Raw genomic sequence first — 13,981 nt, forward strand, 5'->3', positions numbered from 1 at the left:
TGTTTTCGCCCTGTCTTCTTTTTGGGGGGGCGGGGGCTCGTCACCCTGGCCTACCACCTCCCCCCGCCACCAGGTTTCGTACGGCCGTCAGGCCAGGCCCGCCACCAGGTCGGCGACGCTCTTGCGGCGGCCGGTGAAGAACGGGACCTCCTCGCGGACGTGCATCCGCGCCTCGGAGGCGCGCAGGTGGCGCATGAGGTCGACGATGCGGTGCAGCTCGTCGGCCTCGAAGGCGAGGAGCCACTCGTAGTCGCCGAGCGAGAAGGAGGCGACCGTGTTGGCGCGGACGTCGGGGAAGCCGCGGGCCATCTTGCCGTGGTCGGCGAGCATCCGGCGGCGGTCCTCGTCGGGCAGCAGGTACCAGTCGTAGGAGCGCACGAAGGGGTACACCGACACGTAGTCGCGCGGGTTCTCGTCGGCCAGGAAGGCCGGGATGTGCGACTTGTTGAACTCGGCGGGGCGGTGCAACGCCATGTTCGACCAGACCGGCTCCAGAGCGCGGCCCAGCCTGGTGCGGCGGAAGAGGTTGTACGCCTCCTGGAGCTCGTCGCTCGTCTCGGCGTGCCACCAGATCATGACGTCGGCGTCGGCGCGCAGACCGGAGAGGTCGTACGTGCCGCGGATGGTGATGTCCTTGGCCCCGAGCTGGTCGAACAGCTCCTGGACCTCGTCGGCGTAGCCGCCGCGGTCCTCGGGGAGAACGTCGCGCAGCTTGAAGACGGACCACAGGGTGTAGCGGATGACCTCGTTGAGGTCCTTCGCCTTCTTACCGGCGTTCGGGATCTTTTCGGGCGCACTCATACGCCTATTCTCGCCCGTCACGAGGAGTGCCCCGCACCGGGGTCGGTCCTCCGCGACGTGGCGATGATCTCGTCGGCCGCGCGGTGGGCCGAGGCGATGCAGGCGGGGACGCCGACGCCGTCGTACGCGGCGCCCGCGAGCCGCAGTCCGGGGAGGGCGGCGACGGCCGCGCGGACGCGGGCGACGCGGGCGAGGTGGCCGACCGGGTACTGGGGAAGGCCGCCGGTCCAGCGGGTGACCGTGCTCGCGACCGGGCGGGCGGCGAGGCCGGTGGCGGCGGCGAGGTCCTTGAGGGAGGCGTCGACGAGGTCGGAGTCCTCGCGGTGGACCTGCTCCTCCTCGCCGTGGCGGCCGACGGAGGTGCGCAGCACGAACAGGTCGGGGGCGCCGTCGGAGACCCACCGCCACTTCTGCCCGGAGAACGTGGAGGCCTTGACGGTGTGGCCGTCGACGGGCGGCACCAGGAACCCGGAGCCTGCCAGGGCGGGCACGTCGGAGCGGCGGAAGGCGAGCGTGATCAGGGCCATGGAGGCGTACTCGATCGCGTCGAGCTCGGCGGCCGCGTCCGGGGCGTGGCCGCCGAGGAGGCCGGCGGCGGTGCCGGCGGGGGTGGCGAGGACGACGGCGTCGGCGTCGAAGGTCCGGTGCCGGGTCACGACCTGCCAGCCGGTGGTGCCGGTGCGGACCAGCGCGTCCACGGGCGTGCCGGTGAGGATCTCGCCGCCCGCGGCGCGGATCGCGTCGGCGACCGCGCCGGGGAGGGTGCCGACGCCCCCCTCGATGCCGAGGAAGACGGCGCCGCCGAGGCCGGTGGCGGCGCCCGCCGCGTCGGCGGGGGTGGCGGCGCCGGCCCGCTGGACGGCGTGGACGGCGGCGGTGAGCGTGGGATGGACGCGGGCGGCCTCGAAGAGGGCGGGGACGGCGGCCTTCATCGAGATGCGGTGGGCGTCGCCGGCGTACACCCCGCCGAGGAGGGGTTCGACGAGGCGGTCGACGACCTCGTGGCCCATGCGCGCGGCGACGTACGCGCCGATGGCGATGTCCTCGCCGATCTCGGTGGGCGGCAGCTCCAGGTCGCCGCCGACGCGGCGCACGCCCTCGGCGGAGAGGAGCCCCTCGACGGCGGTGGGGTCGCCGGGGACGCCCATGACGTGCCCCTTGGGCATCGGGACGAGGCGGCCCCGGGACCAGACGGACGCGGTGGTCGTCACGGGGGCCTGGAGCCGGTCGCCGAGGCCGACGGACCGGGCGAGGGCGACGGCCTCGGGGCGGCGGGCGAGCAGCGACTCGGCGCCGAGGTCGACGGGCGCGCCCGCGATCTCCCCGGCGAGGAGCTTGCCGCCGAGCCGTCCTTCGGCTTCGAGGAGGGTCACCCGGTGGCCGGCGAGGGCCAGCCGGTGGGCGGCCGCGAGTCCGGCGATCCCGCCTCCGACGACGACGGCGTGAGGCCCGGTGGGGTGTCCCGTGGTGTCCGCGTTCATGGCACCACTCTCTCAAATCGCCCACCGGCTCCCGGCGCCCGGCCGCTCCCGTTCCGAGGCCGGACCGTGACCGCATCGCTACCGCCGGAGGGAAACCCGCACCGGAGGCCCGTGCGTCCAAGAGGCATCAGCCACCACCACCCTGGGGGGATCCTCGTGCGGACAGCGCGAACGAGAACGACGGCCGCGGCCCTGCTGACCGCCTCGCTGGTCCTGACCGGCTGCGGCGCGGGCGCCACGGACACGGCCTCGGACAGCAAGGGCGGCATGGCGGCGGCGAAGCCCGCGGACGCGGGCCGGGACGGGGCGGGCGAAGGAGCGGCGGACAGCGGCTCCGGGCCCGCGGGCAAGCCCGCGTCGAAGGCGCCGGCCCAGAAGCACGTCATCCGTACCGCCTCGCTCTCCGTCGAGGTGAAGGACGCCGCGAAGGCACTGGCCACGGCCCGCCGGGCGGCGACGGACGCGGGCGGCCACGTGGAGAACGAGTCGACGGAGCGGGTCGACGACACGTACCTCACCTCCCAGATCGTGCTGCGGGTGCCACAGGAGCGGTACGACTCCGTCCTCACCGAGCTCGCGGGCACCGGGAAGCTGCTCGACCGCAAGGCGGACGCCAAGGACGTCACCGGCGAGGTGGTGGACGTGGAGAGCCGGATCGCCACCCAGCGGGCGAGCGTGGCGCGGGTGCGGGCGCTGATGGACCGGGCGGAGAAGCTGTCCGACGTGGTGACCCTGGAGGGCGAGCTGAGCCGCCGCCAGGCGGACCTGGAGGCGCTGCTCGCCCAGCAGGCCTCGCTGAAGGACCGTACGACGCTGGCGACGATCACGCTGCGCCTCTCCGAGAAGGAGAAGCCACCGGCCCAGAAGCCGGAGGAGGGCCGCCCCGGGTTCGGGGACGCCCTGAGCGGCGGCTGGAACGCGCTGGTGGGCGCGGCGGCCTGGGTCGGGATCGTCCTGACCGCCCTGGCCCCGTGGCTCGCGGTCGCCCTGGCCGGCTTCCTCCTGTGGCGCCGCCTCGTCCGCCCGCGCCTCGCGGCCCGCACCCGGCCCGCGGCCCCCGCACCCGGCCTGCCGGGCACCGCGCGGAACGCCGCCGGAGCGGCCGTGGCCACCCCGCCCGCCCGGGGCACCGGGCCCGGGCAGGCCCCCGAGCCGCCGAAGGCCCCGCAGCCCCGGGAGGCCCCTGAGAAGTAGCGTCCTCCCATGAGCGAACGACTGGTAGTCATCGGTGGCGACGCGGCGGGCATGTCCGCCGCGTCGCAGGCGCGCAGGCTCAGGTCTCCCGGCGAGCTGGAGATCGTCGCCTTCGAGCGCGGGCACTTCTCCTCGTACTCGGCCTGCGGGATCCCGTACTGGGTCGGCGGGGACGTGGCCACGCGCGGGGAGCTGATCGCGCGCTCCCCTGAGGAGCACCGGGCCCGCGACATCGACCTGCGGACGCGGACGGAGGTGACGGAGATCGACCTCCCGGGACAGCGGGTCCGCTCGCGGGACCTGGAGGCGGGTACGGAGGCGTGGACGGGTTTCGACAAGCTGGTGATCGCGACCGGGGCCCGGCCGCTGCGCCCGCCGCTGCCGGGGATCGACGCGCCCGGGGTGCACGGCGTGCAGGACCTCGAGGACGGCCAGGCACTGCTCGACTCGCTGTCCGGTACGGAGGGGCGGCGGGCGGTCGTGGTGGGCGGGGGCTACATCGGCGTGGAGATGGCCGAGGCACTGCTGAACCGGGGTTACGAGGTGACGGTCCTGACCCGGAGCGAGCAGCCGATGGCGACCCTCGACCCGGACATGGGGCGGCTCGTGCACCGGGCGATGGACGGGCTGGGGATCAGGACGGTCGTCTCGGCGCCGGTGACGAAGATCCTCACGGGCCAGGACGGCCGGGTGCGGGCGGTGGCGACGGACTCCGACGAGTACCCGGCGGACGTGGTGGTGCTCGGCACGGGCGTGGCGCCGGAGACCACGCTCGCGCGGGACGCGGGACTGCCGCTCGGGGTGTACGACGGGCTGCTGACCGATCTGGCGATGCGGGTCCGGGGGCACGAGAACGTCTGGGCCGGCGGTGACTGCGTGGAGGTCCTGGACCTGGTCTCGGGCCGGGAGCGCCATGTGCCGCTGGGCACGCACGCGAACAAGCAGGGCCAGGTCATCGGCTCGAACGTCGGCGGGGGTTACGCGACCTTCCCGGGCGTGGTGGGCACGGCGGTGTCGAAGGTGTGCGACCTGGAGATCGCGCGGACGGGCCTGCGGGAGAGGGACGCGCGGGAGGTGGGGCTGCGGTTCGTGGCGGTGACGGTCGAGTCGACGAGCCGCGCGGGCTACTACCCGGGGGCCGCGCCGATGACGGTGAAGATGCTGGCGGAGAAGCGCACGGGACGGCTGCTCGGGGTGCAGATCGTGGGCCGTGAGGGGGCGGCGAAGCGGGTGGACGTCGCGGCGGTGGCGCTCACGGCGGGGATGACGGTGGAGGCGATGACGGCCCTGGACCTGGGGTACGCGCCGCCGTTCTCCCCGGTGTGGGACCCGGTCCTCGTCGCGGCGCGCAAGGCGGTGGCGGCCGTACGGGCCGCGGGATGACCCGAACGGCAGGGTGACCCCTGGTGACGGCTTGCGCCTTCCGGTCACCAGGGGTCACTGCGCTCCAGGGCGGATGGGCGTCAGACGGCCGTCCGCGTGTGCACGTACTCGACGAGACGGGACAGGGCGTCCGGGTCCATCGCCGGCATGACGCCGTGGCCCAGGTTGAAGACGTGCCCCTCCAGGTCCTTCGCGGCGGCGAGGACCTCGTCGGTCTTGGCCTCCACGACCTCGCGCGAGGCGAAGAGCACGGCCGGGTCCAGGTTGCCCTGGAGGGCCTTGCCGGGGCCGACGCGGCGGGCGGCCTCGTCGAGCGGGACGCGCCAGTCGACGCCGACGACGTCCGCGCCGGCCTCGCCCATCAGGCCGAGGAGCTCGCCCGTACCGACGCCGAAGTGGATGCGCGGGACGCCGTAGCCGGCGACCGCGTCGAAGACCTTGGTGGAGGCGGGCATCACCGAGCGGCGGTAGTCGGCCGGGGCGAGGGCGCCGACCCAGGAGTCGAAGAGCTGCACGGCGGAGGCACCGGCCTCGATCTGGACCTTGAGGAAGGCCGAGGTGATCTCGGCGAGGCGGTCGAGCAGGTCGGCCCAGAGCTGAGGGTCGCCGTACATGAGCGCCTTGGTGTGCTCGTGGCTGCGTGACGGGCCGCCCTCGACGAGGTAGCTCGCGAGGGTGAACGGCGCGCCGGCGAAGCCGATGAGCGGGGTGTCGCCCAGCTCCTCGGTGAGCATCCCGATGGCCTCGGTGACGTAGTGGACGTCCTCGGGGGTCAGGTCGCGCAGCCGGGCGAGGTCGGCGCGGGTGCGGATCGGGTCGGCGACGACCGGGCCGACGCCGGGCTTGATGTCGAGGTCGACGCCGATGGCCTTGAGCGGGACCACGATGTCGCTGAAGTAGATCGCGGCGTCGACCTTGTGGCGCCGGACCGGCTGGAGCGTGATCTCGGTGACCAGCTCGGGCCGCATGCACGACTCGAGCATGGGGATGCCCTCGCGGACCTTCAGGTACTCGGGGAGGGAGCGCCCGGCCTGCCGCATGAACCAGACGGGGGTGTGCGGCACCGGTTCGCGCCGGCACGCCTTGAGGAACGCGGAGTCGTACGTCCGCGACTGCTGCTTCGTCTGCTGGCCCTGCGGGCTGTCCGTGGCACTCACGCCCAAATCTTCGCATGTGGCGGGAAGCCGCTCGTCCGGGCCGGGTGTCCCTCCCTGCACGGAGGCCCCGTTCCGCCTACTCTTCCCCGCATGGCTGCGGCGCAGGGACATTTTTCCGATCATTCCGACGGCGAGCGAGGGACGGACGAAACGGCGGACAGTACGGACACGAATCCGGTTCCGGCCGCGTTCCGGCGGGCGGTGGAGGCCCTGCGGTCGGCGAGGCTGCGGCCCGAGATCGAGATCGACCCGACCAGGCCGCCGCAGCGCCTCGCCCCGTACGCGTACGCGGTGGAGGCGGCCGTCGTGGAGGGCGAGGAGGACCTGGCGGACGGGCGGCTCGTGCTGCTCCACGATCCGGACGGCCACGAGGCCTGGAAGGGCACCTTCCGTCTGGTGACCCTGGTCCGCGCGGAGCTGGAGCCGGAGATGGCGGCGGACCCGCTGCTGCCCGAGGTGTGCTGGTCCTGGCTGACCGGGGCGATGGAGGCGCGGGGGCTCGCGTACGGGGAGGCGAGCGGGACCGTGACGATGGCGGGCTCGCACTACTTCGGCGGTCTCGCGGACCGCAGGCCGGCGACCCAGATCGAGATCCGGGCGTCCTGGACCCCGCGCGAGGCCCTGGGCGGGGTGCCGGACACCGGGGCGCACCTGGCGGCCTGGTGCGATCTGCTCTGCCAGATCGCGGGGCTGCCGCCCGCGCCGGCGGATCCGGGGGCGGGGACGGTGACGGGGGCGGGGGTCGTCTCGCTGCCGCAGCGGCGAGGGCCGCAGGGGACCTGAACGCCCGCCCGGTGGGGGTCCCTTCCGGGTCCCTCGTGGGGGTGACGGAGCGGGCCCGCTCGTAGGATGATCGATCACGCGTCCGAATTGCCCTAATTATTACTCACCAAATCGTGATCTTTTTCTAAAGGCGGGCGGCCCGACTGCCGAAGGAGTAGTGACCCCTTCACAGCACGGGTTCGCCCCCGGCTTCTTCCCCGAGCCGGCTCCGTCCCGCACCCTTCCCCCCAGGAGGCCTGGTGTCCGTTCTCCTCGAGCAGCCCGCAAGCCTGGTCGCCTACCGCCCGAACAAGCCGACGGCCATGGTCGTCGTGGCCGATCCGCGCGTCCGTTCCACCGTGACCCGCCACCTGTGGGCCCTCGGAGTACGCGACGTGATCGAGGCTTCGTCCATCGCGGAGGCCCGTCCCCGCGTCGGCAACCCACGCGACATCTGCGTTGCCGACGTCCATCTGCCCGACGGCAGCGGCCTGACCCTGCTGTCCGAGACCCGCGCCGCGGGCTGGCCCAACGGCCTCGCCCTCTCGGCCGCCGACGACATCGGCGCCGTACGCAACGCCCTGGCGGGCGGAGTGAAGGGCTACGTCGTCACCGGCACCCGGACCAACATCGGCCACCCCACCCGTCCCGGCGCCGCCCCCATCGGCGCCGCGGCGGCCCGCCTCGGCCACCGCCGCCCCCCGGGTGCCCCGAGCCACCCGGGCGGCTACCGCGAGCTCTCCGGCCGTGAGGTCGAGGTGCTCCGGCTCGTCGCGGAGGGCCAGTCCAACAAGGCGATCGGGGTCTCCATGGGCCTCTCCGCCCTCACCGTCAAGAGCCACCTCGCCCGCATCGCCCGCAAGCTGGGCACCGGCGACCGCGCCGGCATGGTCGCGGTGGCCCTGCGGACGGGGATCATCCACTGACCGCCGGTGGACACGGCCCGCGCCCGTCGACGGAACGTTCCGTCGGCGGGCGCTTGCCGTTCACCGATACCCTTGACACGTGACCGACGCCCAAGAGACCGCAGCAGACACAGCACTGCGCACCACCGGGGGCGGCCCCCCGGACGACGATGTCCCTGCGAATGGGCTTCCGATCCCGTTGCTGGAGCCCCGCGAGGGGGTTCCGCCCGTCATCGAGACCGAGGACGCCCTCGCCGAGGTGATCGCCGCGTTCGCCGCCGGAACGGGTCCCGTGGCCGTCGACGCCGAGCGTGCCTCCGGCTACCGCTACGGCCAGCGCGCCTACCTCGTCCAGCTCCGCCGCGAGGGCGCGGGCACCGCGCTCGTCGACCCCGTCGGCTGCCCCGACCTCTCGGGGCTCGGCGAGGCGCTCTCCGGCACCGAGTGGATCCTGCACGCCGCGACCCAGGACCTGCCGTGTCTGCGTGACATAGGCATGCTGCCCACCTCGCTCTTCGACACCGAGCTGGCCGGGCGCCTCGCGGGCTTCCCCCGGGTCGGGCTCGGGGCGATGGTCGAGTCCGTCCTCGGCTACGCCCTGGAGAAGGGCCACTCCGCCGTCGACTGGTCCACCCGTCCGCTGCCCGAGCCGTGGCTGCGGTACGCGGCCCTGGACGTCGAGCTCCTCGTCGACCTGCGGGACGCCCTGGAGAAGGAGCTCGACCGGCAGGGGAAGCTGGAGTGGGCCCACCAGGAGTTCGACGCGATCGCCGCGGCGCCGCCCGCTCCGCCGCGCAAGGACCCGTGGCGCCGGACCTCCGGCATGCACAAGGTGCGCCGCCGGCGTCAGATGGCGGTCGTACGGGAACTGTGGACGGCCCGTGACAAGGTCGCCCAGCGGCGCGACGTCTCCCCCGGCAAGGTGCTGAGCGACGCGGCGATCGTGGAGGCGGCGCTCGCGGTGCCGCTGAACGTGGCGGCGCTGACGGCCCTGCCCGGCTTCGGCAACCGGATGGGCCGCCGCCAGCTGGAGCAGTGGCAGGCCGCGGTGGACCGGGCCAGGGCCCTCCCGGAGAGCGAGCTGCCCCAGCCGGGCCAGCAGGTCGCGGGCCCGCCGCCGCCGCGCGCCTGGGCGGACAAGGACCCGGTCGCGGCGGCCCGCCTGTCGGCGGCGCGCGCGGCGGTCTCGGCGCTCGCGGAGGAGCTGAACCTCCCGCAGGAGAACCTGATCACCCCGGACACCGTGCGCCGCGTCTGCTGGGAGCCGCCGTCCCCGGGCACCCCGGACACGGTCGCCGCCGCCCTCACCGGCTACGGCGCCCGGCCGTGGCAGGTGGAACTCGTGACCCCGCTGCTCGTGAAGGCGCTGACGGCGAACGCGTGATCCTGTCGGCGGAGCCCCCGGCGCCCGGAGGGGCGCCGGGGGCTCCGCCGTGTCCCGGCAAGACACCCCCTACGGGGCCGGGCTGAGGTTGCCGTCGACGTCCATGTCGAAGACGCCGTGCGTCTTGCCGTCGACCTTGAGCTGCTTGAGCCAGTGCTTCGAGAGCTCGTGCACGTTCGTGTGCTGCTTCTCCCACGGCACGGAATGCCCCGCGCAGGCCAGCTTGACCATCAGCTTGTGGGCGCCCGCGACGGCGTCGTAGAGCGCGGGGACCGAGAAGTTGAGTTCCGGGTTGTTGGGGTTGGGCGGTGTCGTGTTCGCCTGCCTGTCGTGCTCCCCGTACACGATCAGTACGGGCACGCTTCCGCCGAGCACCCCGCCCTGCTTCGCGGTGGTCTCGTTCCACCCCCACCGGGCGAAGCTCCTGAACCGGTTGAGCCCGTCGATGCCTCCCCAGACGCTGCCGACCGGGTCGCTCTTCAGCAGCGCGTCCCAGACCACGTCGACGATGCCGTCCTCGCGCTGACCCTCGCAGTGCAGTTCGCCGCCCCAGCCGCCGGGGGAAGACAGTCCGCTCTTCGTGCTGAGGTTGGTCGGGTAGCCCGGCACCGGTAGCGAGGCCGGCGGATCCGAGGTGCCCTTGGCCGGGAAGATCGGCGCCAGCAGGAACAGGCTCTCGACCATGCCGGGGTTCTTCACCGCGTACGGCCCCATCCAGAACGCGGCGGCGGACCAGCCGATGAAGGCGACCTTGTCCACCTCGCACAGGTCGCGGATGAACTTCACGACGGTGTGCAGCTCGTCCCGGTCGCTGTTCGAGTCGTTCAGCTGGTACGGGTAGTTCGGCTGGCCCGGTGTGAATCCCGGCGGCCGCGGCGTCAACAGGTTCTGCTGGTTGGGGTTGACGTTGCGGGGGTCGTCCATCTTGGGCCGTGCCGAGAGGCCGGAGCCCTGGAGGTCCATCATGAAGACGTCGTAGCCGGCCTGCGCCAGCGCCCCTGCCCAGCTGTAGTCCTTGTACCGGAGGTCGAAGCCCGGGAGCACCGGGACGCTCCGGCCGTGCAGCATGAGGACCGGCCTGCGCTTCTGTCCCTTGGGCGTGCCGTTGCGCTCCCGTACGAAGAGCTCGACCTCCTCGTCCTTGTTCGCGGGGACGGTGGACCTGTGCCAGACCCAGTGGTCGGTGGTGATGACCTTCGCCATCGGAGTCCTTTCCGTGGGGGGGGACCCGAGGCCGCACGCCCCGGTCCGGCCAGCGTCTTCCGGACGGGTCACGGGCGCCACGGCACGGTCGCCGGCGTGGGCCCATCGGGTTGCGGGAACCTCCCAACGGAGGGGCGCGCGGAGGGGGCGCGTGCCGTGGTGGGGGATGTGACCTTCGCCGCTTGGCCCTCAGGGGGTGGGCAGCCTGGTTACCCACAAGTAGCATGGGGGAAGCAAGCGCGCGCTTAGGCGTGCGCGGCAGCAGCAGTGCCACCCCGCACCCTGGAGGAGAGCCATCGTGCCTCGTACCGTCAGGGACGTCGTCTTCGTCGACGGCGTCCGCACCCCGTTCGGCAAGGCGGGCCCGAAGGGCATCTACCACGAGACCCGCGCCGATGACCTCGTCGTGAAGGCCATCCGGGAGCTGCTGCGCCGCAACCCGGGCCTCGACCCCGCGAAGATCGACGAGGTCGCCATCGCCGCGACCACGCAGATCGGTGACCAGGGTCTGACCCTCGGCCGCACGGCCGGCATCCTCGCCGGCCTGCCGCAGTCGGTGCCGGGATACTCCATCGACCGCATGTGCGCCGGCGCCCTCACGGCCGTGACGAGCGTCGCCGGTTCGATCGCCTTCGGCGCGTACGACGCCGTCATCGCCGGTGGCGTCGAGCACATGGGCCGCCACCCCATGGGCGAGGGCGTCGACCCGAACCCGCGCTTCGTGTCGGAGAAGCTCGTCGACGAGTCCGCCCTCTTCATGGGCATGACCGCCGAGAACCTGCACGACCGCTACCCGAGCATCACCAAGCGCCGCGCCGACGAGTACGCCGTGCGCTCGCAGGAGAAGGCCGCCAAGGCGTACGCCGACGGCAAGATCCAGCAGGACCTGGTGCCGATCTCGGTGCGCCGCACCGACCCGGCGGGCGGCGAGACCGGCTGGGGCCTGGTCACCGCCGACGAGCCGATGCGTCCGGGCACCACCCTGGAGTCGCTGGCCAACCTGAAGACGCCGTTCCGCGTCCACGGCAACGTCACCGCGGGCAACGCGGCCGGTCTCAACGACGGCGCCACCGCCTCGATCATCGCCTCCGAGGACTTCGCCCGGGAGAACGACCTCCCGGTCAAGATGCGCCTCGTCTCGTACGCCTTCGCCGGCGTCGAGCCGGAGGTCATGGGCTACGGCCCGATCCCGGCGACCGAGAAGGCCCTGGCCAAGGCCGGTCTGTCCATCGAGGACATCGGCCTCTTCGAGATCAACGAGGCCTTCGCGGTCCAGGTCCTCGCGTTCCTGGAGCACTACGGCATCGCCGACGACGACGCCCGCGTGAACCAGTACGGCGGCGCGATCGCCTACGGTCACCCGCTCGCCTCCTCCGGCGTCCGTCTGATGACGCAGCTGGCCCGCCAGTTCGAGGAGCACCCGGAGGTCCGCTACGGCCTCAACACGATGTGCGTCGGCTTCGGCATGGGCGCCACGGTCATCTGGGAAAACCCCCACTGGGAGGGCAAGTGAGCACCACCGCCGAGCTTCTGAAGGGCGCCGCCGAGCTCTTCCCGGACGAGGTCGTGACCTCGGCCCACGTACGGCACTTCGAACTGCCCGCGGGTGCGGGCCGGTTCGCGCTGATCACGCTGGACAACGGCTTCGACCACACCAAGCCGACCACCTTCGGCCCGCAGTCCCTCGCCAACCTGAACACGGCGATCGACCAGGTCGAGGCCGAGGCCGCGAACGGTGAGATCACCGGCGTCGGCATCACCGGCAAGCCGTTCATCTTCGCCGTCGGCGCCGACCTCAAGGGCGTCGAGCTGCTGAAGAAGCACGACGAGGCGCTCGCCATCGGCAAGGGCGGCCACGACGTCTTCAAGCGCCTGTCCGCGCTCGCCGTGCCGACCTTCGCGTACTACAACGGCGCGGCCATGGGCGGCGGCGTCGAGGTCGGTCTGCACTGCACCTACCGCACCGTGTCGAAGGCCCTGCCGGCCTTCTCGCTGCCCGAGGTCTTCCTCGGCCTGGTGCCCGGCTGGGGCGGCTGCGCCATCCTGCCGAACCTGATCGGGGCCGAGAAGGCCGTCTCGGTCATCATCGAGAACTCGCTGAACCAGAACCGCCAGCTCAAGGGCAAGCAGGTCTTCGAGCTCGGCATCGCCGACGCGCTCTTCGAGGGTGCCGACTTCCTGGAGCAGTCGCTCATCTGGACCGCCGGCGTGCTGAACGGCTCCGTGACCGTCGAGCGCCCCGAGGTCGACCGCGGCGAGGCCTGGGACCAGGCCGTCGCCAAGGGCCGTGCCATCGCCGACTCCAAGGTCCACGGCGCCGCCCCGGCCGCCTACCGCGCCCTCGAGATCATCGAGGCCGCCAAGGACGGCGACCTGCAGAAGGGCTTCGACGCCGAGGACCAGGCCCTCGCGGACCTGATCATGGGCGGCGAGCTGCGCTCCGGCATCTACGCCTTCAACCTGGTGCAGAAGCGCGCCAAGCGCCCGGCCGGCGCCCCGGACAAGTCCCTGGCCCGCCCGGTCACCAAGGTCGGTGTCGTCGGCGCCGGTCTGATGGCCTCCCAGCTGGCCCTGCTCTTCCTGCGCCGCCTCGAGGTGCCGGTCGTCCTGACCGACATCGACCAGGAGCGCATCGACAAGGGCGTGGGCTACGTCCACGGCGAGATCGAGAAGCTGCTCGGCAAGGGCCGTATCAACCAGGACAAGGCCAACCGTCTCAAGGGCCTCGTCTCCGGTGTCCTCGACAAGGCCGAGGGCTTCGCGGACGCGGACTTCATCATCGAGGCCGTGTTCGAGGAGATGGGCGTCAAGCAGCAGGTGTTCGCGGAGGTCGAGGCGGTCGCCCCGGCGCACGCGATCCTCGCCACCAACACCTCCTCGCTGTCGGTCTCCGAGATGGCCTCGAAGCTCCGGCACCCGGAGCGCGTGGTCGGCTTCCACTTCTTCAACCCGGTCGCGATCCTCCCGCTCCTGGAGATCGTGCGCGGCGAGAAGACGGACGACGCCTCGCTGGCCACCGCCTTCGGTGTCGCCAAGAAGCTGAAGAAGACCGCGGTCCTCACCAAGGACGCCCCGGCGTTCGTCGTGAACCGCATCCTGACCCGCTTCATGGGCGAGATCCAGAACGTCATCGACGAGGGCACCCCGGTCGAGACGGCCGAGAAGGCCATCGAGCCGCTCGGCCTGCCGATGTCCCCGCTGGTGCTCCTGGAGCTCGTCGGCCCCGCGATCGGTCTGCACGTCTCCGAGACCCTGAACCGCTCCTTCCCCGAGCGCTTCAAGGTCTCCCCCAACCTGAAGGCGGTCGTCGAGGCCGGCAAGCGCGGCTTCTACGTCTACAACGCCGAGAACGGCTTCAAGCCGGAGCTCGACCCGGAGGTCGCCGCCCTCCTCAAGCAGGGCGACGTCGTCCTGACCGAGGAGCAGGTCCGCGACCGCGTCCTGGACGCGGTGGCGCAGGAGATCGGCCTGATGCTGGAGGAGGGTGTCGTCGCCGAGGCGCAGGACATCGACCTCTGCCTGATCACGGGCGCGGGCTGGCCCTTCCACCTGGGCGGCATCACGCCGTACCTGGACCGTGAGGGCGTCTCCGAGCGCGTCAACGGCAAGCGTTTCCTGGCCCAGGGCGTGGCGAGCGTCCCGGCGTAACACTCCCAGGGCGTACGTGAACGGCCCCGGCACCTCGCACAGGTGCCGGGGCCGTTCCGCATG

11 protein-coding genes are annotated in these 13,981 nt (G+C 72.6%); 7 read left to right on the plus strand and 4 right to left on the minus strand.

What is annotated here, in order from left to right; all coding sequences use genetic code 11:
• Nucleotides 1–87: 87 nt before the first annotated feature.
• Together hemQ and hemG are read right to left on the minus strand one after the other, a co-directional pair.
• The gene (gene hemQ, locus ACZ51I_RS28435; protein WP_468881376.1) at nucleotides 88–801 is read right to left on the minus strand and encodes a hydrogen peroxide-dependent heme synthase; all 714 of its coding nucleotides are present in this window, start codon (nucleotides 799–801) and stop codon (nucleotides 88–90) included.
• Nucleotides 802–818: 17 nt separating this feature from the next.
• Nucleotides 819–2,282: a protoporphyrinogen oxidase gene (gene hemG / locus ACZ51I_RS28440; protein ID WP_468881378.1), complete on the minus strand. Its 1,464-nt coding sequence runs from the start codon at nucleotides 2,280–2,282 to the stop codon at nucleotides 819–821.
• Between the two features lie 156 nt (nucleotides 2,283–2,438).
• On the opposite strand from hemG, the gene ACZ51I_RS28445 reads away from it, so the two are divergent.
• Together ACZ51I_RS28445 and ACZ51I_RS28450 are read left to right on the plus strand one after the other, a co-directional pair.
• Entirely contained in the window at nucleotides 2,439–3,476 is a 1,038-nt protein-coding gene (locus tag ACZ51I_RS28445) for a DUF4349 domain-containing protein (protein ID WP_468881381.1), read from the plus strand.
• A 9-nt stretch (nucleotides 3,477–3,485) separates the two neighbouring features.
• Entirely contained in the window at nucleotides 3,486–4,859 is a 1,374-nt protein-coding gene (locus tag ACZ51I_RS28450) for an FAD-dependent oxidoreductase (protein ID WP_468881383.1), read from the plus strand.
• Nucleotides 4,860–4,939: 80 nt separating this feature from the next.
• Here ACZ51I_RS28450 and hemE read toward each other — a convergent pair whose 3' ends face one another.
• A complete protein-coding gene (gene hemE, locus ACZ51I_RS28455) occupies nucleotides 4,940–6,016 on the minus strand; it encodes a uroporphyrinogen decarboxylase (protein ID WP_468881386.1) in 1,077 nt (358 codons plus the stop codon).
• Nucleotides 6,017–6,106: 90 nt separating this feature from the next.
• Between hemE and ACZ51I_RS28460 the strand changes: the two genes are divergently transcribed.
• The 3 genes from ACZ51I_RS28460 to ACZ51I_RS28470 all read left to right on the plus strand — a co-directional run bounded on the left by ACZ51I_RS28460 (nucleotide 6,107) and on the right by ACZ51I_RS28470 (nucleotide 9,067).
• Nucleotides 6,107–6,799, plus strand: coding sequence for a DUF3000 domain-containing protein (locus ACZ51I_RS28460; protein WP_468881389.1), 693 nt, complete (start codon nucleotides 6,107–6,109; stop codon nucleotides 6,797–6,799).
• A 239-nt stretch (nucleotides 6,800–7,038) separates the two neighbouring features.
• Entirely contained in the window at nucleotides 7,039–7,704 is a 666-nt protein-coding gene (locus ACZ51I_RS28465; protein WP_015037008.1) for a response regulator transcription factor, read from the plus strand.
• Between the two features lie 79 nt (nucleotides 7,705–7,783).
• Complete coding sequence (locus ACZ51I_RS28470; protein WP_468881392.1) at nucleotides 7,784–9,067, plus strand: ribonuclease D; 1,284 nt, start codon at nucleotides 7,784–7,786, stop codon at nucleotides 9,065–9,067.
• Between the two features lie 69 nt (nucleotides 9,068–9,136).
• Here the strand turns inward: ACZ51I_RS28470 and ACZ51I_RS28475 are convergent, their stop codons facing one another.
• Complete coding sequence (locus ACZ51I_RS28475; RefSeq protein WP_468881394.1) at nucleotides 9,137–10,270, minus strand: alpha/beta hydrolase; 1,134 nt, start codon at nucleotides 10,268–10,270, stop codon at nucleotides 9,137–9,139.
• Nucleotides 10,271–10,568: 298 nt separating this feature from the next.
• Here ACZ51I_RS28475 and ACZ51I_RS28480 point away from each other — a divergent pair, with 298 nt between their 5' ends.
• Together ACZ51I_RS28480 and ACZ51I_RS28485 are read left to right on the plus strand one after the other, a co-directional pair.
• The gene (locus ACZ51I_RS28480; protein WP_468881396.1) at nucleotides 10,569–11,783 is read left to right on the plus strand and encodes a thiolase family protein; all 1,215 of its coding nucleotides are present in this window, start codon (nucleotides 10,569–10,571) and stop codon (nucleotides 11,781–11,783) included.
• Nucleotides 11,780–13,918, plus strand: a complete 2,139-nt coding sequence (locus tag ACZ51I_RS28485) for a 3-hydroxyacyl-CoA dehydrogenase NAD-binding domain-containing protein (RefSeq protein ID WP_468881398.1) — start codon at nucleotides 11,780–11,782, stop codon at nucleotides 13,916–13,918. Before ACZ51I_RS28480 ends, ACZ51I_RS28485 begins: the two co-directional genes overlap by 4 nt.
• Nucleotides 13,919–13,981: the final 63 nt, after the last annotated feature.

This window comes from Streptomyces sp. NPDC034084 (genome assembly GCF_055575535.1).

Coding starts and splice junctions, on each gene's coding strand:
- ACZ51I_RS28475 (WP_468881394.1), bottom strand. CDS start 10,270: ATGGCGAAGGTCATCACCACCGACCACTGGGTCTGGCACAGGTCCACC.
- hemG (WP_468881378.1), bottom strand. CDS start 2,282: ATGAACGCGGACACCACGGGACACCCCACCGGGCCTCACGCCGTCGTC.
- ACZ51I_RS28450 (WP_468881383.1), top strand. CDS start 3,486: ATGAGCGAACGACTGGTAGTCATCGGTGGCGACGCGGCGGGCATGTCC.
- hemQ (WP_468881376.1), bottom strand. CDS start 801: ATGAGTGCGCCCGAAAAGATCCCGAACGCCGGTAAGAAGGCGAAGGAC.
- ACZ51I_RS28460 (WP_468881389.1), top strand. CDS start 6,107: ATGGCTGCGGCGCAGGGACATTTTTCCGATCATTCCGACGGCGAGCGA.